This window comes from Streptomyces sp. NPDC001787, assembly GCF_040297465.1.
Classification (GTDB): domain Bacteria; phylum Actinomycetota; class Actinomycetes; order Streptomycetales; family Streptomycetaceae; genus Streptomyces.
In genome coordinates this window covers 76,823-95,452 of the sequence record NZ_JBEOZE010000009.1, presented here as the reverse complement: position 1 = coordinate 95,452, position 18,630 = coordinate 76,823, and the positions used below count along the sequence as shown (strand labels likewise).

14 protein-coding genes are annotated in these 18,630 nt (G+C 72.8%); 6 read left to right on the top strand and 8 right to left on the bottom strand.

The window, feature by feature from the left end:
• Nucleotides 1-84 precede the first annotated feature (84 nt).
• Entirely contained in the window at nt 85-1,431 is a 1,347-nt protein-coding gene (locus ABT170_RS15330; protein ID WP_351867599.1) for a 6-phospho-beta-glucosidase, read from the top strand.
• Nucleotides 1,432-1,455: 24 nt separating this feature from the next.
• Here ABT170_RS15330 and ABT170_RS15325 read toward each other — a convergent pair whose 3' ends face one another.
• From ABT170_RS15325 to ABT170_RS15295, 7 genes are all read right to left on the bottom strand, one after another.
• Nucleotides 1,456-3,642 (bottom strand): YehQ family protein, encoded by a 2,187-nt coding sequence (locus tag ABT170_RS15325; RefSeq protein ID WP_351867596.1) that lies wholly within the window; start codon nt 3,640-3,642, stop codon nt 1,456-1,458.
• Nucleotides 3,639-4,823, bottom strand: a complete 1,185-nt coding sequence (locus ABT170_RS15320; RefSeq protein WP_329946710.1) for a VWA domain-containing protein — start codon at nt 4,821-4,823, stop codon at nt 3,639-3,641. The genes ABT170_RS15325 and ABT170_RS15320 overlap by 4 nt, the downstream gene beginning before the upstream one ends.
• Nucleotides 4,820-7,219 (bottom strand): DUF5682 family protein, encoded by a 2,400-nt coding sequence (locus tag ABT170_RS15315; RefSeq protein ID WP_351867593.1) that lies wholly within the window; start codon nt 7,217-7,219, stop codon nt 4,820-4,822. The genes ABT170_RS15320 and ABT170_RS15315 overlap by 4 nt, the downstream gene beginning before the upstream one ends.
• On the bottom strand, nt 7,219-8,337 hold the full coding sequence (locus ABT170_RS15310; RefSeq protein WP_443034400.1) for an ATP-binding protein: 1,119 nt from the start codon (nt 8,335-8,337) through the stop codon (nt 7,219-7,221). Before ABT170_RS15310 ends, ABT170_RS15315 begins: the two co-directional genes overlap by 1 nt.
• Before the next feature lie 35 nt (nt 8,338-8,372).
• On the bottom strand, nt 8,373-12,104 hold the full coding sequence (locus ABT170_RS15305) for a DUF4132 domain-containing protein (protein ID WP_351867590.1): 3,732 nt from the start codon (nt 12,102-12,104) through the stop codon (nt 8,373-8,375).
• A gap of 151 nt (nt 12,105-12,255) precedes the next feature.
• Nucleotides 12,256-12,693, bottom strand: a complete 438-nt coding sequence (locus tag ABT170_RS15300) for a hypothetical protein (protein ID WP_266925708.1) — start codon at nt 12,691-12,693, stop codon at nt 12,256-12,258.
• Entirely contained in the window at nt 12,687-13,145 is a 459-nt protein-coding gene (locus tag ABT170_RS15295; RefSeq protein ID WP_266925709.1) for an ATP-binding protein, read from the bottom strand. The genes ABT170_RS15300 and ABT170_RS15295 overlap by 7 nt, the downstream gene beginning before the upstream one ends.
• Nucleotides 13,146-13,350: 205 nt before the next feature.
• On the opposite strand from ABT170_RS15295, the gene ABT170_RS15290 reads away from it, so the two are divergent.
• From ABT170_RS15290 to ABT170_RS15270, 5 genes are all read left to right on the top strand, one after another.
• Entirely contained in the window at nt 13,351-14,211 is an 861-nt protein-coding gene (locus tag ABT170_RS15290; protein WP_329946714.1) for a Sco1979 family transcriptional regulator, read from the top strand.
• Nucleotides 14,211-14,447, top strand: coding sequence for a DUF397 domain-containing protein (locus ABT170_RS15285; protein ID WP_266925713.1), 237 nt, complete (start codon nt 14,211-14,213; stop codon nt 14,445-14,447). Before ABT170_RS15290 ends, ABT170_RS15285 begins: the two co-directional genes overlap by 1 nt.
• Nucleotides 14,448-14,529: 82 nt before the next feature.
• Nucleotides 14,530-15,339, top strand: a complete 810-nt coding sequence (locus ABT170_RS15280) for an SAM-dependent methyltransferase (RefSeq protein ID WP_329946715.1) — start codon at nt 14,530-14,532, stop codon at nt 15,337-15,339.
• A gap of 99 nt (nt 15,340-15,438) precedes the next feature.
• A complete protein-coding gene (locus ABT170_RS15275) occupies nt 15,439-15,885 on the top strand; it encodes a YchJ family protein (protein WP_329946716.1) in 447 nt (148 codons plus the stop codon).
• Nucleotides 15,886-15,928: 43 nt separating this feature from the next.
• A complete protein-coding gene (locus ABT170_RS15270) occupies nt 15,929-16,516 on the top strand; it encodes a GNAT family N-acetyltransferase (protein ID WP_329946717.1) in 588 nt (195 codons plus the stop codon).
• Between the two features lie 2 nt (nt 16,517-16,518).
• Here the strand turns inward: ABT170_RS15270 and ABT170_RS15265 are convergent, their stop codons facing one another.
• On the bottom strand, nt 16,519-18,609 hold the full coding sequence (locus ABT170_RS15265) for an MDR family MFS transporter (RefSeq protein WP_329946718.1): 2,091 nt from the start codon (nt 18,607-18,609) through the stop codon (nt 16,519-16,521).
• Between the last annotated feature and the right edge of the window lie 21 nt (nt 18,610-18,630).

Here is an 18,630-nt window from a genome sequence, read left to right as displayed (position 1 = left end):
TGCGGCCCCACGACGCGCGGGAGTCACCACGGCAGCGGCCGGACACCGCGGTGCCGGGCCGCCACCCCCGTACCATCGAGCGGTGTGAAGCTGACAATTCTTGGCGGTGGCGGATTCCGGGTGCCCCTCGTGTACGGGGCCCTGCTCGGCGATCACGCCGAGGGCCGTGTGTCCCATGTGACCCTGTACGACACGGACGCCGACCGGCTCACGGCCGTCGCCCGCGTCCTGGAGGAACAGTCCGGCGGTGTCCCGGACGCCCCCGCCGTCCTCGCCACCACCGACCTCGACGAAGCGCTGCGCGCGGCCGACTTCATCTTCTCGGCGATCCGCGTCGGCGGACTCGAAGGGCGCGCGGCGGACGAACGGATCGCCCTGGACGAAGGCGTGCTCGGCCAGGAGACCGTAGGAGCGGGCGGCATCGCCTACGGGCTGCGCACCGTTCCCGTGGCGGACGGCCTCGCCCGGCGCATCGCCCGCCTCGCCCCGGACGCCTGGGTCATCAACTTCACCAACCCGGCGGGGCTGGTCACCGAGGCGATGTCCCGGCACCTGGGGGACCGGGTCATCGGAATCTGCGACTCCCCGGTCGGGCTGGGACGGCGGATCGCCCGGGTGCTCGGCGCCGATCCGGACCGGGCCTGGATCGACTACGCGGGACTCAACCACCTCGGCTGGGTCCGCGGACTGTACATCGACGGCCGCGACGAACTGCCCCGCCTGCTGGCCGATCCGGCCCTGCTCGGTTCCTTCGAGGAGGGCCGGCTCTTCGGGACCGAGCTGCTGCGGTCACTGGGTTCCGTCCCCAACGAGTATCTGCACTACTACTACTTCAACCGTGAGGCGGTGCACGCGTACCAGAAGGCCGAACAGACCCGGGGCGCCTTCCTGCGCGAGCAGCAGCTGGGCTTCTACGCCCGGATGAAGGAGCCGGGCGCCCCGGCCCTGGCCACCTGGGACCGCACGCGCGCGGAACGCGAAGCCACCTATATGTCGGAGAACCGGGAGGTGGCGGGGGCCGGCGAGCGCGAGGAGAGCGACCTGGAGTCCGGCGGGTACGAACAGGTCGCGCTCGCCCTGATGCGGGCCATCGCCCGCAACGAGCGGACCTCACTGATCCTCAACGTCCGCAACCGCACCACCTTGTCGGTCCTCGACGCGGACGCCGTCGTCGAGGTGCCCTGCCTCGTCGACGCGAACGGTGCCCATCCGGTCGCCGTCGCCCCTCTCCCGTACCACGCGACCGGCCTCGTCACCGCCGTCAAGGCCGTCGAACGGGCGGTGCTGGACGCCGCCGCGAGCGGTTCACGCGCCACGGCGGCGCAGGCCTTCGCCCTGCACCCGCTGGTCGACTCCGTCGCGGTGGCCCGCCGGCTGGTCGACGGATACACCCGCGCCCACCCGGGTCTCGCCTACCTCGACAAGCCATGACCGGTCTGCGCCGGGGCAGGGGCGTCAGGGGGTTTCGGCGGCCCGGAGTTCGCTGCTGACCAGGAGATGGAGCTGGGCCTCCAGCCAGGCGGCGGACCGGGCCGCCCCGTCCGAACGCGCGGTGTCGCCGGTGCCGGTGCCGGTGTTCAGGAAGGCACGGAGCAGCTCCGCGGACCGGGCCAGTCCGGTCCTGGCCAGCGCGCCTGCCGCCTCGTCGATCCGGGCGCGGGCCGGCCCGGACAGATGGCGCAGACCGCTGTGGGCCACCGCCGCCAGGGCGGCGAGTGCCTCCTCCAGCGCCGACGTCAGCGGATCGGACGCCTGCCGCTCCACGGCGGCCAGCGCCGTGGAGCCGTCGCCCGGAGCCAGGTCCGGCACGAGGACCCCGGCCGGGGTCTGTACCGCGATCGGGTCGATCCGGATGCCGCCGCCCGTACGGTGCACGGCGCCGCTGATCCTGGTGGCACCGCCCGACAGCGCGCCGGCCAGGGCGTCCAGCGCACCGGGACACTCCGGCCGGTAGCCGGAACACACCAGGGCCCGCGTGCCCGCGGCGTCCCGGACGACCGCTTCCAGCCGCTGCTCGGCCGGATCGTAGCCGGCGCTCTCCACGTCCGACAGTGCGATGACCCGCACGGTCTCCGCCTCGACGCGCGGCCGGAGCATCCGGGGCGGTCTGCCGTCCCAGGACGCGGTCAGGGCCGCCAGATCCCGTACGAGCAGGGGCTCCGCGAGATCCGCCCAGGAGGCACCGACCGGGGTGATGCTGGTCGCGCCCAGCCGGCCGCGGGAGACCGTCAGCGCGCGGCTCGCCGTGCGCCGCACGCTTTCGCTGATCAGGCTTCCGGTGGCCAGCGCGGCCAGCGTCGTCCCGAGGACCCGCCGGGTGGCGAGCCGGTGCCCGGTGGTCCGCTGCCCCTCGGCCGCGGCCCACTCCTTGCGGAGGACGAGCACGGTGGCGGCGCCCGGGTGCGCGAAGTACACCTCGGCGGCGGTGCCGTTCCCGGCGGTGCGTATCCGGCAGCCGAGAGAGGTGAGTCCGACCCGGCGCAGCGGGGTGTCACCCGCTTCCCGGGTGCCGAGAACGCCGGGGAGCGCCGCCGCCCGGCGTCGGGCGTGGATCTCGGTGAGCAGCTCGGCGACCCGTTCGGGGCGGTAGTGGGCGCCGCGGGCGGCGTACGTCGAGAGCTGCTCCGTCAGTTCGGCGACGGCACCGGCCGGCCAGTGCAGGGAGGCCGAGGACAGTGCCTCGCCCGCGCGGGCCAGCGCGCCCACGAGAACCGGGCTCGCGTGCGCGGTGCCCGACAGGAGCAGCTCGTCGGCGAGACCGGCCACCAGGTCCAGCTGCGGCCGGGCCGTGGTGCGGGCCGCGGCGCCGCCGCCCAGCCGGAGGTCGAGCTCCCCGGTCCGGTCCGCCTCGCGGAACGCCCAGACGGCGAGGGCCACCATCTCGCCCCTCAGCACGGTGGCCGCGTCCGTCAGCGCGTACGCGATCTCCCCGGGGACCGGGAAGCGCACGGTGCACGTGGGGAGTTCGACCCAGGGTTCGGGGCGGTCCGCCGTGGGACGGTGCACGCGGGCGGCGTAGCCGCGCTCGAAGGCGCGGCGGGCGGAACCGAGCGCACGCGCACCGAAGGCGGCCCTCAGAGTCCCGTCGTCCGCGGAACCGGGAGACCAGTGCGCCGTGGGGCCGGAGCCGGGTTCCGCGGACGGGCCCGTCCCCGCGCCACCTGTTCCCGAGTCAGTTCCCACGTCCGTTCCCGCGTCCGTTCCCGAGCGCGTCACCGAGTCCGGTTCCGTGGCGGTCGCTGTCCCCGGTGACGGGGCCGGAGGGCGGTCCTGCGGCGGAGTGGCCGCGCGCTGGTAGGCCAGCACCAGGATGATGAGGTGCCGGCACACACCCGGGGCCGCACAACTGCAGGCACCGTTGTCCAGGCCCGCGCCGGGCGGCAGCGCCGTTGCCGTCCCGTCCTCGAAGCGGGCGCGCACGGTGGCATCCGGATCGGTGGTGACGGCGGGGACCGCGCCCGCGTCCAGCTCCTTCGTGGCGCGCTTGACCAGACCTCGGTTGGCGAGGGCGGCGAGCGTGTCCGGGGTGAGGGCCAGCAGGTCCCGGCGGGCGGCGGAGTCCACCGTGGCCGCGCCTGGACCGGTGCCGGTGCCGGTGCCGGTGCCGGTGCTCGGGTTCGTGTCCGTGCTCGTGCCGGTCATCGGCCCAGCCTCTCGGCGACGAACTCGGCCAGCCGGGCCGGTGTCATGGCGCCGATGTGCGCCCCGGCCCCGGCCAGCCGCCCCGCCAGCTCACGGTCGTAGTCGGGGTTCGCTTCCTCGTCCAGCGCGGCGAGCCCCAGCACGGTGGTGCCCTGTTCGGTGAGGGCCCGCACCGAGCGAACCAGCCGGACGGGGTCGCCCCCCTCGTAGAAGTCGGTGATCAGGGCGACGATCGTCCGGCGCGGATTGTCCACCAGGCCGGCCCCGTACGCCACGGCACGCGCGATATCCGTACCCCCGCCGAGCTGTACCCGCATCAGCAGCTCCACCGGGTCGGTCACATCGGAGGTCAGGTCGACGACATTGCTGTCGAAGGCCACCAGATGGGTCTTGAGCCCGGGGAGCCCCCACAGACAGGCGGCCGTCACCGCGGAGTGGATCACCGAACCCGCCATCGAACCGGACTGGTCCACCAGCAGGATCAGCTGCCACTGGGTCAGATGCCGCTGGGTACGGGAGTGGAAGTGGGCACGGTCGATGAGGAGACGCCGTTCCTCGGGCCGGTAGTGGGCGAGGTTGGCCCGCACCGTCCGCCGGAAGTCGAAGTCCCTCGCCAGCGGCACCCGGCTGGGCCTGCGGGAGCGGGTGCCGTGGAAGGCGCGGCGGATCTCCGGTCGCAGCCGGGCGAGGAGCTGTGCGACGACCGCGGCCACGATGCGCCGGGCGAGCGTGAGGACCTGTGGGTTCATCAGGTGCTTCGTGCGCAGCACGGCGCGCAACAGGGTGGGGCTGGGCTCCACCCGCTCCAGCACGGCGGGATCCGTGACGATCTCCTGGATGCCGTAGCGCTCCACGGCATCGCGTTCCAGCCGCTCGATGGTGTCCTTCGGGAAGAGCCGGTGGATGTCCTCCAGCCAGTCGATCGCGGTCACGGCGGAGGGGCCGTCACCTCCGGTGCGCCGCGCGGAACCGGAACGCCGGACACCACGCCGTTCGAGATCGGGGTCCCGGCCGTAGAGCCAGTCGAGCGCGGCGTCCTGTGCGGCGGCGCCCCGGCCCAGCGGTCCGGTACGGGCCTCGGCCGGGGACCCCAGCACCAGCCGCCAGCGCTCAAGTCCCGCGTCGGGAACGGCATCCGAGGCCACGGGATCGGGTACGGCCAGGGGTTCGGGTGAGGTCATGGTGCGACTCCCAGTCCGTAACGGGTCAGCAGACGGGCCGCGTCCCTCTCCAGGGCGGCGGCCCGGACGAGCAACAACGGGTCGGCGGTGGTGCGCAGCAGTGAACGCGACGAGCCATGGAGTCCGCGCCGCTCCAGCAGCCGTGCCGCGATCCGCTCGCGCTCCAGGGGCGGGAAGTAGGCGAACGCCTGGCGCAGCGCGGGCAGCCCCGACAGGAAGTCCTGGTCGGGAAGAGCGCCGAGGAAGTCGTCCAGCACCGCGATCAGCGACGCGGGACCGTCGGCCGCCGAGCCCGTCACCTCCTCGCGGGCCACCGCGAACAGCCCGGCCAGCCAGTCACCTACCGCGTCCGCGCCGCCGGCCGTGACCGTGCGCACGGCTTCACCCGGATCCTCCGGGGTGCCGGAGCCCAGCGCGCGGTACAGGCCGAAGGCCGCGCCGCGCAGATCGAGCGGGGCGGCGCGGTCGCGGCCGACCCGCAGCGCCATCCCGGTGACGGTCTCCCGCTCCACCGACAGCGGTCCGGGCGCGTGCAGTACCGCGTCCCGCAGGGCGGCCACCGCGCGCAGCCGGGGACCGTCCACGCCCGCCGCTCCGCGGGCCCCTTCGAGCAGCCGGAGCAGCCGGACCGCGGCGCCGTCGATCACGGCCCCGAGCAGCGGACCGCGGGCGACGCCGTACACCCGGTCGTGACGCCACAGGCCCAGCGCCGTGGCGAGCACCTCGCCGAGCGGCCCCGGTGTCCTCAACCCGCCCACCCGGTCCGCCAGTTCGGACAGGAGCGGTTCGGACAGGGCGTCCGCGCCGCAGAGCACGGCGTCGAACAGGGCCCCGGCCAGGGCGTCGGCCTCCGCACCGATGCCGTGCGCGCGCTCGGTGAGGGCACGCACGGCGGCATCGGCGAGCGTCGCTCCGTACGCCCCGGCCTCCACCAGCGCGGCCTCCCGCCCGGCCGTCGGGGCCGGCTCCCAGCGCTCGGCGAAGACCGGGTCGACGCCGTGCTCGGGGCCCGCGGTCCGGGTGAGGCCGGGCACCGCGAGGAGCCGCAGCCGGTGCAGGACGCGGCTGCGCTCCAGGTCCTCGGGATCCATGAGGTCGAGGCTGTACACGGTCTCCGCAGGGCCGTCCAGGCGCAGCCGGGCGAGCTGCGCCGCCACATCGTGGACCAGGGGCGGCGCCGGGGTGGCCGGGTGCAGCCGCCCCGTGCGGTCGCCGCTGCACGCCGCGACCATCTCGACGACGGCGGGATGGGTGCCCGCCGCCAGTGCGGACCGCGACGTCCAGGGAAGCGGCCCGTCCAGATCGTCCGTGATCAGCGCGCCCGCCAGCCCGTCCAGGACGTCGATCCTCGCCGGACGGGGATGGCCGCGCAGTGCCGTGAGGCCCTGGGACAGGCTCCGGGCGGCGATCAGGTCCGCCGTGGACACCGCGTACCCGCGGGCCCGCAGCCGTTCGACGACGACGCGCAGGAGTCCGTCCGCCGCGGCCTCCGGTCCCGACTCCCACATCCGCTGGTAGTAACCGGGCGAGGGCATGCCCGACTGATAGCCGGAGAAGGAGTCCAACTGGCGGAAGGAGTACGGAACCAGGAAGCTCCCGGCAGACGCGCCGGCCGGTGGTACGGGGACCTCCGGCCACCCGTCGGCACCCGGGGCCCCTTCCCCGGCACCGGCCGCCGGCGCGTCCGCCCCATCGGCCGGTGCCCCGGGACCGCCCGCTCCCGGTCCGCCCGCTGGGGGACCGCCCGCTCCGGGAGCATCGCCCACGAGCGCGCGCAGCGCCGGCTGATGGAAGCCGCCGGTCACCACCAGCACCGGCCGGTCCCCGGACACGGCGAGAGCCGACCGCACCCACGCCGCCATGTACGCCTCGCGCACCCGGTCGCGGCCATCGGCCTCCGCATCGCCGCGCACCAGGGAGAAGTAGGCGTCGAGCCGCTCCGCGAGACCGTCCTCCGGCTCGACCTCGAACAGCCGGTCCCACAGGGCGTCCGTCGAGTCGACCGCGAAGTGCCGGCACAGCCGCTCCGTCGCCTCCGCGTACCGGGCCTCCGCGTCGGCGTACCGGTTGGTCCGGTCCGCGAACGCCGGGTGCCAGGCGGGCAGGTCGATGAAACGGACCTCCGCCCCGGCCGCCCGGCCGGCCCGCAGCGCGACCCACTCGGGGGAGTAGTCGCACAGCGGCGCCCACGAGGTGGCCGACCGGTCCGCGTCCCGGTAGTGGCTGAACACCGCGACCGGCAGCTCGTGCCCGAGCAGCAGTTCGTCCAGCCGGCCGTTCATCTCGGCCGGCCCCTCCACCAGCACATGGTTGGGCCGCAGTTGCGCGATGGTCCGCTCGACGAGCCGGGCGCAGGCGGGGGAGTGGTGGCGCACTCCCAGGAAGACGGCGGGCATCAGCCGGCCAGCAGATGACGTGCGTCGTACAGCGCCTGCCACTGCGGGCCGCGGTGACGGGGCACCTGCCCTTCGAGGTAGCGCCGCAGCCTGGCCAGGTCCTCCGGGCTGTCCTTCGCCGCCGTACCGGCCAGCGCGGCCACGACATCCGCGGCGCTGCCGGGCTCACCTCGCAGGAACCAGCCCCGCACTCCCACGGCGTGGGCGACGGACACCGCCTCGGCGGTGCTCATCACCGCCGAAGGCCGGTCCGGGCCCGCGCCGCTCTTCGTACCGGCACCCGCGCGCAGTTCGCGGAAGGTGCCGACCAGGACCTCCAGCACATCCCGGTCCGGCGGCGGCTCCACCCCCGAACGCCGAAGCAGCGTGGTCACCTCCGCCTCGACCAGCGCCAGTTCGGTGTCCAGGTCGGGGATCGGGAAGACCGTCTCGAAGTTGAACCGGCGCTTGAGGGCCGCGCTCATCTCGTTGACACCCCGGTCCCGGGTGTTGGCGGTGGCGATGACATTGAACCCCTGACGGGCGAAGACCATGCCGTCGTCGCCCGGGAGTTCGGGGATCGCCACGACCCGCTCGGACAGCAGCGAGAGCAGCGAGTCCTGGACCTCCAGCGGGCAGCGGGTGATCTCCTCGAACCGCACGATCCGGCCCTCCGCCATGCCGCGCAGCATCGGGGCGGGGACCAGGGACCGGGGCGAGGGGCCCTCGGCGACCAGCAGGGCGTAGTTCCAGCCGTACTTGATCTGGTCCTCGGTGGTGGCCGCGCCGCCCTGCACCGTCAGTGTCGAGACCCCGCTGACCGCCGCCGCGATGAGCTCGGACAGCAGGGACTTCGCCGTGCCCGGTTCGCCCACGAGCATCAGCCCGCGGCTGGTGGCGAGCGTCACCAGAGCCCGGTCGACGAGGGACGGATTGCCGACGAACTTACGGCTGACGCCCGTGCTCTCGTCGCCGATGACGAACCGCCGGGCCGCCCGCAGGCTCAGCTCCCAGCCGGGCGGGCGCGGATCGCTGTCCCCGGCCCGCAGCGCGGCCAGTTCGTCCGCGTACCGCACCTCGGCCGGTGGACGCTGCACCTGCTCCGGTCCGCTGCCCCCTGCGGCAGCGTCGCCCGGCATCGCGGACCGGCCGGTCATCGCCCGTGTCCCCGCGCTCATGCCACGACTCCCTCGGTGAGCTCCGCCAGATCGCCGAGCAGCTCGGAGACGACCACCGGATCGAGCGCGCCGAAACGCAGGTTGTAGGTGCGCCTGTTCCAGTGGTCCGAGGGTTCGGTGTCGAGCCAGACCGTTTCGAGCTTCTGGTCGGGGAACATGTCGACGACGCCGACGGCGATGCCCTCGTACAGGGCGATCACGAGGTAGCACTCGTCGCCGAGCCGCTTGGAGATCCAGCGCTCCACGCCCGCGTCCTGCGGGACTCCGCGCTGCCAGCCCCGCCGCTCCAGGCCGAGCACCTTGCCGATCGGCACCGTGAGGCCCTCGAACCGGGGCAGCCGGTAGCCTCCGGCCTCCTCCTCCGTCAGCGCGTACACCGCGCGGCCGAGCTGAGGGAACGGCTGAAGGATCTCGTAGTCCGTGAACACCTCGGACCAGACGGTCAGTTCGTCCCCGAGGTGAAGGGGGTGCGCCAGGCCCACCGTCGCCCCGTCGGGCAGGGCGAACCCGTCGTCCCCGGCATCGGCGAACGTACGGTCCTCCGCCACCCGGAAGGAAACCCGCGCTCCGTCGTGGTCGCTCAGCCACACCAGCCGGCGCACCAGGTGCCACAGCAGGGGATGGCCGACGAACAGCTCGCGGAACTCCTGTGCCGTCCAGGTGCGGCCCGCCACCATGGCCGCCTCCAGCCGCCGGACCTGATCGGCCGCGATGGTCCGCACATCCTTCTTCAGGGCCATGAACCGCTTGCGCTCCGCCGGGGCCGCTTCGGCGTCGTCCCGTGCGCCGGGGGCCGGCAGGTCCTTGCGCCGCTTGCCGTCGGCGTCCAGGACGTAGGGCCTCAGCTGCTCGTCGAAGCCGACCGTGAAGGTCCGCGAGCCGTAGTCGATGACGGTCGAACCGTCCGCGTCCAGCCCGAAGTCGGGCACCAGCCGGTCCGCGAGCTGTTCCCCGGTCAGTCCCAGGCCCGATGCCACCTCGGCGATCTTCTCCTGGGCGCGGAGCTTCAGTCCCTTGAACTTCACCCGCTGCGAGATCGCGTTCAGATGCAGCAGCGCGACATCGCTGCCGATGGAGGCGAGCACATCGAGGCCCTCGACGGCCCGGTGGTGCGCGCCCTCCCCGGGCCAGGCCCGGATGACCGGAGTCAGCCTGCGGACGGTCCCGTCGTCGCCCAGCAGCCCCAGCGCGTGCAGGGCCCAGGACTCCGAGGCCGGCAGATTGGCCTGCTGCCACTGCTGGAACAGGGCCCAGGCGAACTCCGCGAGCGAGTCGGGCTCCGCGGTCTCCCGGAGCGCGGCGACGCCCGCGTACACGTCCCCGGGCCTGGACAGGGCCAGCATCATCACGGCGTCGCGCACCGAACGCTCGGGCAGCGCGCCGCCGGAGCGGACCCGTATCTGCGGGAGCAGCACGGGCTCCGCCCACCCCGGTACCTCCGGCATCCTCGCGGGCAGGACCCGCTCCAGGGGATCGGCGGCGAGCAGCTCCTCGACCGCCTCCGCGGCCCGCTCGCCGTACGCGGCGGCGGCCTCACGGACCACCCCGTCGCCGTGGACCGAGGCGATCTGGAGCAGTGCGTGCTCGGCGGAGCGCCGGGCGGCACCGGCCTTGCCCACCGCGTCCGGGACGAGCAGCCCGGCGGCCCCGGCCCCGTGCCGCGCGAACCAGGTGCGGGCTGTCGCGGCCGTGGACTTGAGCCGCACGGCCCAGTCGGCCATGTGCCGTGCTACCCGCACATCGACGAACGGGAGCAGCAGCGGCGCCAGCTGTCCGGGCTGCCGGGGCACGGCCCGCAGCAGCAGCGGCAGGGCGGCGAGGCCGAAACGGGCGGCGATGGGTTTGAGCGTGTCCTCACCGTCCCACAGATCGGTCGGGTCCCAGGTGGCGAGGTGCGGCGCGACCAGGTCCTCCGGCCCGTGGACGTAGACCCAGGCGGGGTGAAGGCCGTCGGAGTCCAGGGAGTGACGCAGGTGCGTGATCTCCTTGTCCCAGTCGCGGATGTCCTCCTTGCGGGTGTACCAGCTGGAGCAGGCCGCCCATGCCTCCCGCTCGTCGCGCTCCCAGCGGGCCGAGGGCTCGCCGACCGCCTCCAGACCGGGCACGACGAGGGTCTTGACCTGCCTGCGGGGCCTGGACCAGGGCGGGGACGTCAGCACGTCGGGCAGCGCGTGCGCGGGCGCGTCGGCGATCCGGTCCACGGGGTTGAGCAGCGGTTCGACGATCTCCGCGAGCTCGGGGGACAGGGCCGGGAGCAGGGACGCCACCAGCTCGCGGTGGGCCCCGATGTGGCCGAGGAGCAGCTTCCCCGATGTCTTGGACGCCGCTCCGGCGGAGTCCCGCACATCGGCGCCGAGCAGCCTCAGCGCGCGCACCGGATAGCGTCGCATCGCGTCCAGGAGGGCCGCGCGGGAGTGCTTCTTGTCCGAGTTGCGCAGCAGGGGGAGGAAGGCCTCGTCCGTCGGGATCTCGGTCAGCGCCTGGGTGACGAGCTTCTCCCCGTCCGCGGAGCAGTACCCGGTCAGGGCCTCCGCGAGCAGGGGGGCGACGGCCGTGCCGATGCCTTCCGCGACGGTCGCGATCAGGGCGACGCTGTGGCCGAAGCCGGGCTTCTCGCTGAACACCTCGACCTGCTCGGCGGAGTCGAGCGAGGAGAACACCATGGCCAGGAAGGTCTGATCGCGCTCGCCGGTCACCTCGGCGTCCGTGCACAGCTCGGCGACCCAGTCGCACTCGCTCGGCGCCAGATACGCCGCGATGATCCTCCGCTGCGCGGTGGTGCGGCAGTCGGCGAGCGCCGTGACCGTCGCACGGTAGGTCTCCTCGTCGGCGGCGGCGATCAGGGCCCGGACGCGGTCGAGCGCGGGGCGGCGTTCGCTGGACCAGTAGGCGTGCCGGGCGCTGCCGAGCATCTGGAGGACGGGCCGGGTCCGCCGGCTCCCGTTCCGGTTCCAGCGGGCGTTGATCTCAAGGAGCTCCACCGCCGCGCACGCGGCGAACGGCAGTCCGTGGCGTCCGGCCCAGGTGTCCGCCCAGGCGGAGTGCGGCGCCGGGATCGTGACCATCGCGGCCAGCGCGGCCGCGCCGACGGGGGACGGATCACCGGCGAGGTGCGAACGCACCTTGGCGGCGAGGGCCGAATCGGTGCGTGGCGCGGTGAGGAACTCCTCGATCCACGCGGCATCCTCCGCCACCCGCGCCTCGACCGCCTCCAGCACCTGGCGGCGGGCCTTGCCGGGCGCCCGCGGCACACCGCCCCTGCGGGGGTGGAGCACCCGCCGCCAGTTGGCCGGGAGTCCGAAGGTGTCCTCGTCGGGGAGGGTGTCCGCGGAGGTGTCCCCGGAGCCGTCCCCGGTCTCCGGCACGTCGCCGGACACGGCCGCTTCGGAGGAACCGGTGGAGTGCGCGGAGCCGGCAGAACCGGAAGCCCCCGCGGCGCCGGAGGAACGGGAAGCGGCCCGGGAACCGGAGGAACCGGTGGAAACGGAAGCGGCCGGACCCGACGCGGAACCCGCGTCCGCCGCACCCACCTCGCGGTACCCCTTGCGTTCCTTCTCCGCGATCGTCTTCAGGATCTGCGCCCGGGCCGCTTCCGCCGACGCGTACTCCTTCGTCTGTGTCCGCCCGTCGCTCCCGCACCGTCCGTACCGCACGGTGACCGTGAGACCGTCCGACCCGGTCTCCCAGAACTTCGAAGCAGTGCCCTCGACATACTCCCAGCGCCGCACAGGAACGCCCCCTCCACACCCCGGCAGCCCGCTCCGCCGCGGGCTTCTCGATCAGTGCTGCCACAGTAGGGCCGACCACTGACAACGCAGCGTGACGGGTGGCCCGACCGCCTCCGGCGGGCCCCGCGGGGGTGCTGTGCCCGGGGCTCCGTCAGGGCGCGGAGACCACGCTCGGGCGTCCGGCGGCGGCCCAGGACGGGGTCACCCCGGTCACCTGGCACACCATCAGGAAAAGCGGAATGGGAGGGGTGTACGGCGTGAGGCTGTCGGGGGCATGGATCAGCCGGGTCCGCGCCGCCGGTACATATGCCCCGGTTTCGTAGGAGATCTGTTCCGGCCAGTCCAGATCGAGGTCCGAACCCGCCGGAACGATCCACCACCATCGCTCGGCGTCCGCGAACACACATCCCGTGCGCGGCAGATGCGACATCAGCCGGAATCCGTACCGCGCGGGCACCCCCACCGCGTCGCAGCCGAGGCTGGCCGACAGCGAGGGCGGCAGCGGCAGTCGCACCCGGCCCCCGTGGGCCTCGCGCTGGTCGTGGGAGCGCTGCGCCGCGCGCAGACGGGACATGGCGTTTCTCAGCATGGCTGCTCCGTGCCGTGCGGCAGTTCGGCCCACACGATGCGGCCGGAGGCGTCCCCCGCGTCGTGGGACCCCCAGGCGCTGCTCATCGCGTCGACGAGCAGCAGGCCGCGTCCGTGCTCGTCGTCGGCCGCCCGGCGCAGTCGCGGGCCGCCCGGCTGGTGACCCTGGTCCTGTACGGCTATGCGCAGCCGCCTGCCGAGGCATCTCAGCTCGCACACCACACGTGCGCTCGCGGTGTGCACGACCGCGTTGGTGACCAGCTCCGAGACGATGAGGATCGCGGCGTCGTAGGTGTCGCCGTCCAGCTTCCAGGCGTCGAGCCGGGCCCGGGTCAGCTTCCGCGCACCGGCCACCGACTCCGGTTGCGCAGGCAGCGCGAAGCAGTAACGGAGCGCTTCCGTCCCGGGGCTGAGGTCCATGAGCCGGGGGATGAGCGCACTGCCAGGTGCCACGACCGATTCCTCACAGTGGGGGCTGCGTCACGCTTTGTTCCCTTGTGAAAAAGGGCGGGCATGACTACGCGAACTGGTTCACTCACCAACTCTCCCCCTGACATGAACACTTGGCAAGGGGCACTCTGAAAATTTCAGAGTGGCTGTGTCCTTGGTGGCGCGCACATGGCACACTGCTGCCAAACAGCGCATGGGGAGGTCTGAAGTGAGCGAACCGCGGTCCGCCCCGACCGTGGGACAGGTCGTTCTGGGCAAGCGCCTGCAGGATCTGCGGGAGCGTGTCGGCCTGAACCGTGACCAGGCCGCGAAGGTGCTCCGGGTCGCCCCCGCGACGATACGCAGGATGGAGACCGCCGAGGTCGGGCTGAAGATCCCTTATGTCCAGATGCTGCTGAAGGCGTACGGGATCTCCGACGACGAGGCCGAGGCCTTCGTCGAGCTGGCCGAGGAGGCCAACAAGCCGGGCTGGTGGCAGCGCTTCCACGACGTGCTGCCCGACTGGTTCAGCATGTACGTCAGCCTGGAGGGCGCGGCGAGCCTGCTGCGCATGTACGAGCCGCACTTCGTCCCCGGGCTGCTCCAGACCGAGGACTACGCGCGCTCCGTGATGCGTACCGGCGCCGTCGGCCAGACCAGACCCGAGGACATCGAGCGCCATGTGGCGCTGCGGATGGAACGGCAGGCACTGCTGGCCAAGGGTGACGCGCCGAAGATCTGGGTGGTCATGGACGAGACCGTCCTGCGCCGCCCGGTCGGCAGCGTCGACGCGATGCGCGGGCAGATCGACAAACTGCTCGAAGCGACCGAGATGCCCCATGTCACACTTCAGATCGCGGAGTTCGCGACCGGTCACCACCCGGGCACGTACGGACCCTTCGTACTCTTCCGGTTCGCCGTTCCCGAACTGCCCGACATGGTCTACAGCGAGTACCTGACCGGCGCCGTCTACTTCGACGCGCGCCCCGAGGTGGCCTCCTACCTCGAAGTCATGGACCGCATGGCGGCCCAGGCCGCCACTGCACAACGCACGAAGGAAATCCTCCGGGACTTCCGCAAGGAGCTGTGATGAACCACATCTACAACGGCATGCCGGCCGCCGAACTCGGCTCCGAGGGCTGGTACAAGCCGTGGAGCGGAGGCAACGGAGGCAATTGCATCGAGGCCATGAAGCTGGCCGACGGCAGGGTCGCGGTACGCCAGTCCGCGGATCCCGACGGTCCTGCGCTGATCTACTCCAACGGAGAGATCGCCGCGTTCATCCAGGGGGCCAAGGCGGGCCAGGCGGATTTCCTTCTCACCTGACGCGGCGGCACATATCCTCGCCCCCACACCGCTTTGCTCTCTGTGATCGTCGGCGTACGGACTACTACTTACGGAGCGTGCCATGACCGGGAAGGACACCCAGTCCATCGAGATCGACACCAGCAAGCCGCATCCCGCGCGGATGTACGACTGGTTCCTCGGCGGCAAGGACAACTACCCGGTCGACGAACAGATGGCCCGGCAACTGCTCTCCGTGGACGCCCGGGGCCGTGACATGGCGCGCGTCAACCGGGCGTTCATGCACCGGGCCACCCGCTGGCTCGCCGAGAACGGGGTGCGCCAGTTCCTGGACATCGGCACCGGCATACCGACCGAACCCAACCTCCACCAGATCGCCCAGCGGTCGGCCCCCGAAGCGCGCATCGTCTACTGCGACAACGACCCGATCGTGCTCGCCCACGCCGCGGCCCTGCTCCGCTCCACCCCGCAGGGCGCGACCGAGTACATCCAGGCCGACGCACGCGAGCCCGGGACGATCCTGGCCGAGGCGGGCAAGGTCCTCGACTTCGGCAAGCCGATCGCGCTGTCCATGCTCGCGCTGCTGCACTTCCTGGACGACGAGGACGGTGCGCGCGAACTCGTCGACCGCCTCGTGGAGCAGCTTCCCTCCGGCAGCTACCTCGTCCTCTCGCACACCACCGGTGACTTCAACCCGGAGGGCGCGGCGCAGGCGCGTGCCATGTACAAGGCGCGCGGGATGACGCTGCGCCCGCGTACGCGCGCCGAACTCACCGCCTTCTTCGACGGGCTCGACCTCGTGGAGCCGGGTGTCTCGCTCTCCGCCGACTGGCACCCGGAACTCGGCGAGGTCATCGACGTCCCCGGCGACGAGCCGATCCCCGGCTACGCGGGAGTCGCCCGCAAGTCCTGACCCATCCCCGCGAGCCCTGATCCCTGCCCGACCCGGCAGCCGGTCGTGCCGCCCGGCCCCGGGCCGCACGGGTGCGCCGCGACCGGTCACAATGGACCCATGTCACGACGCACCTCCCGACCCCGGCGGCCCGCCGCCGAGGCGCGGACCCCGAAGGTCACGGCCGACTCGCCGTGCCCCTGCGGCCTGCCCGACACCTACGGGGACTGCTGCGGCCGTCTGCACAGCGGCAGCGCCGCCGCGCGGACCTGCGAGGCCCTGATGCGTTCCCGGTACACGGCCTTCGTCGTCCAGGACGCCGCGTACCTGCTGCGCACCTGGCACCCCGACACCCGCCCGCCCGCCGTCGAGTTCGACCCCGGGATGCGCTGGGTACGTCTGGAGATCCTGGACACCACGGAGGGCAGCGCGTTCCACACCACCGGGACCGTCACCTTCCGGGCCCACTACATGGACCACGGACGGGCCGACTCCCTCCACGAGCACAGCCGGTTCGTCCGCCACCAGGGTGCCTGGGTCTACGCGACGGCCGTCTTCGTCGACTGAAAACCGGTTCCCGGCGCGACCGGCCCGGCCGTACGATCCGCACATGAGCGAGGATGCCGCGCAGCCGGAGACCGTACGCACACGCCCCTGGCGAGGCCGCACCGTCTCCCTCACCCCGATCGAGCCCGATGACGCGGAGCTGATCCAGCACTGGCGCGCCGACCCGGTCGCCGCCCATGAGATCGGCATCTGGCCCGGTTCGCTGCACGAGCTCCGCGAACGCATCGAACGCTGGACCGACGACCGGAGCCGCGACGACTTCCTCGTCCTCCTCCCGGACGGCACCCCGGCGGGCCATGTCGCGCTCTTCGACGAGGACATCGCGGACGGCACCGCGGCCGCGTACTTGCTGCTGGCCCCCGAACACCGGGGCCGGGGGCATGCCGTCGACGCCCTGGCCGCCCTGACCGACCTGGCCTTCGGCGAACTGCCGATGCAGCGCGTCGAGGCGGTCACCCACACCGACAACAACGCCGCGCTCGCCGTCCTCGCCGCCACGGGCTTCGTCCAGGAGGGCGTCCGGCGCTCCGCCTGCCTGCACCGGGGCCGGCGCTACGACTCCGCGCTCCTGTCGCTGCTCCGCGAGGAGTGGGAGGCCCAGACCCGGCCGCGGTCCTGGGAACACGTCTGATCTCAGGCCGGAGCGCCTGCCCGCGTCGAGCCGCTCGGCCGGGCTGCCGGGGACAGCTCCTGTGCCAGGTCCTCCGCCAGCAGCCGCTTGGCGATCACATCGACGGCGGCCCGCAGCTGACGGTCGTCGGGCCGGGCACCGTCCTCGGCCAGCCTGGCGTTCAGCCACCGGGCCCAGGCGCCGGAGATCGTCGCGGCCTCGCGCCGGCCCGCCGCCGTGTGGGTGAACAGCCGGCCGTCCCCGGTCAGATAGCCCTCCTCGATCATCCGGTCGAAGACCGGCACCAGCACCTCGGGCGGAATCCGGTGCCGGGCCGCGATCAGGCCGAGGCCCGCGTGGCCGACCATCCGGGTGAACAGGTCGACCTGCATCACCGCCCAGGCCCCCGCCATGTCGAGCCGGGTGTCGGACTCCGCGACGATCCGCCGTGCCGTGTCCGGGCCCGCGCCGTGCAGGATCCCGGCCACGGCGAATTCGAGCAGCCTCGCGGAGTCCCCGGCACCGGGCTGGGCGAACCCCTCGCCCATGTCCGTCGACCCGGCCCGCGCCGAGTCCCGCAGCTTCACCTGCTTCAGGAACAGGGCCACGACAAACCCGATCAGGGCCACCGGAACCGTCCACAGGAAGACCGTGTGCAGCGTGTCCGCGTACGCCTGCGCCAGCGGCGCCGACTGCGCGCCGGGCAGGCCGTGCAGGGCCTGCGGGTTCTGCGAGGCCTTGACCAGCGCGGCGGGATCGCCGCCCGCCCGCGCCGCCCCGGCCACCCCCTCGGCCAGATTGGGCTTGAGCGCGTTGGCGTAGATCGTGCCGAACACCGCCGTGCCGAAGGAACTGCCGAGGGTCCGGAAGAAGGTCACGCCCGAGGTGGCCGTGCCCAGGTCCGCGTAGTCGACGGTGTTCTGCACGGCGATCGTCAGCACCTGCATGGACAGCCCGATGCCCAGCCCCAGCACCAGCATGTAGAACGACTCCCGCCACACACCGCTCTCCGGCCCCATCCGGGAGAGAAGGTACAGCCCGACCGCCATGACCGCTGAGCCGACGATGGGGAACACCCGGTACTGACCGGTCTTGCTCACCACGTTGCCGCTGAAGATCGACGCGATGAGCAGACCGATGACCATCGGCAGCGTACGCACCCCCGACACCGTGGCCGAGTCCCCGTCCACGTACTGGAGGTAGGTCGGCAGGAAGATCATCGCGCCGAGCATCGCGAAACCCACGATGAAGCTGAGGATCGAGCAGACCGTGAAGACCGGATTGCGGAACAGCCGCATCGGCAGCATCGGCTCCTCGGCGCGGGTCTCCACCACGCAGAACAGCGCCAGCGCGACGAGCCCGCCGATGAAGAGAGAGATGATGACCGGCGAGCCCCAGGCGTACTCGTTGCCGCCCCAGCTCGTCGCCAGGATCAGGGCGCTCGCACCCAGGGCGACCAGCGCGATGCCCAGGTAGTCGATCACCGGCCGCCCGGCCGCCTTCACGGAGGGAATGTTGCGGGCGGCGGCGATGACCACCACGATCGCGATCGGCACATTGACGTAGAACGCCCAGCGCCAGGTCAGATGGTCGGTGAACAGGCCGCCCAGCAGCGGCCCGATGACGGTGGAGATGCCGAAGACGGCCCCTATCGCGCCCTGGTACTTGCCGCGGTCCCGCAGCGGGATCACATCGGCGATCAGCGCCATCGACGTGACCATGAGCCCGCCCGCGCCGATGCCCTGCATGCCCCGCCAGATGATCAGCAGCAGCATGTTCGACGCGAGACCGCACAGGAACGAACCGGTGATGAAGATGACCGCCGAGATCTGGAAGACCAGCTTCCGCCCGAACAGGTCGCCGAACTTCCCGACCAGCACCGTCGCCACCGTCTCGGCGAGCAGGTACGCCGTGACCACCCAGGACATATGGGCGGCACCCCCGAGGTCCGAGACGATCGTGGGCAGGGCCGTTCCCACGATCGTCTGGTCCAGCGCCGCCAGCAGCATCCCGAGCACGATCGTCGCGAAGACGATGTTGCGGCGGCGCGGGTCGAGCACGGGCGGCGCGGCGGCACTCTGCTCGGCGGGGGCGGTCTCGCTGGCAGTGGTCACGCTTGCACCCTCACACCGGCC

Bases quoted from the DNA above. Each gene is read 5' to 3' on its own strand.
- ABT170_RS15270 (WP_329946717.1), top strand. From the start codon at position 15,929: ATGAGCGAGGATGCCGCGCAGCCGGAGACCGTACGCACACGCCCCTGG.
- ABT170_RS15310 (WP_443034400.1), bottom strand. From the start codon at position 8,337: ATGCCGGGCGACGCTGCCGCAGGGGGCAGCGGACCGGAGCAGGTGCAG.
- ABT170_RS15320 (WP_329946710.1), bottom strand. From the start codon at position 4,823: ATGACCTCACCCGAACCCCTGGCCGTACCCGATCCCGTGGCCTCGGAT.
- ABT170_RS15275 (WP_329946716.1), top strand. From the start codon at position 15,439: ATGTCACGACGCACCTCCCGACCCCGGCGGCCCGCCGCCGAGGCGCGG.
- ABT170_RS15315 (WP_351867593.1), bottom strand. From the start codon at position 7,219: ATGCCCGCCGTCTTCCTGGGAGTGCGCCACCACTCCCCCGCCTGCGCC.
- ABT170_RS15325 (WP_351867596.1), bottom strand. From the start codon at position 3,642: ATGACCGGCACGAGCACGGACACGAACCCGAGCACCGGCACCGGCACC.
- ABT170_RS15280 (WP_329946715.1), top strand. From the start codon at position 14,530: ATGACCGGGAAGGACACCCAGTCCATCGAGATCGACACCAGCAAGCCG.
- ABT170_RS15300 (WP_266925708.1), bottom strand. From the start codon at position 12,693: ATGCTGAGAAACGCCATGTCCCGTCTGCGCGCGGCGCAGCGCTCCCAC.
- ABT170_RS15285 (WP_266925713.1), top strand. From the start codon at position 14,211: ATGAACCACATCTACAACGGCATGCCGGCCGCCGAACTCGGCTCCGAG.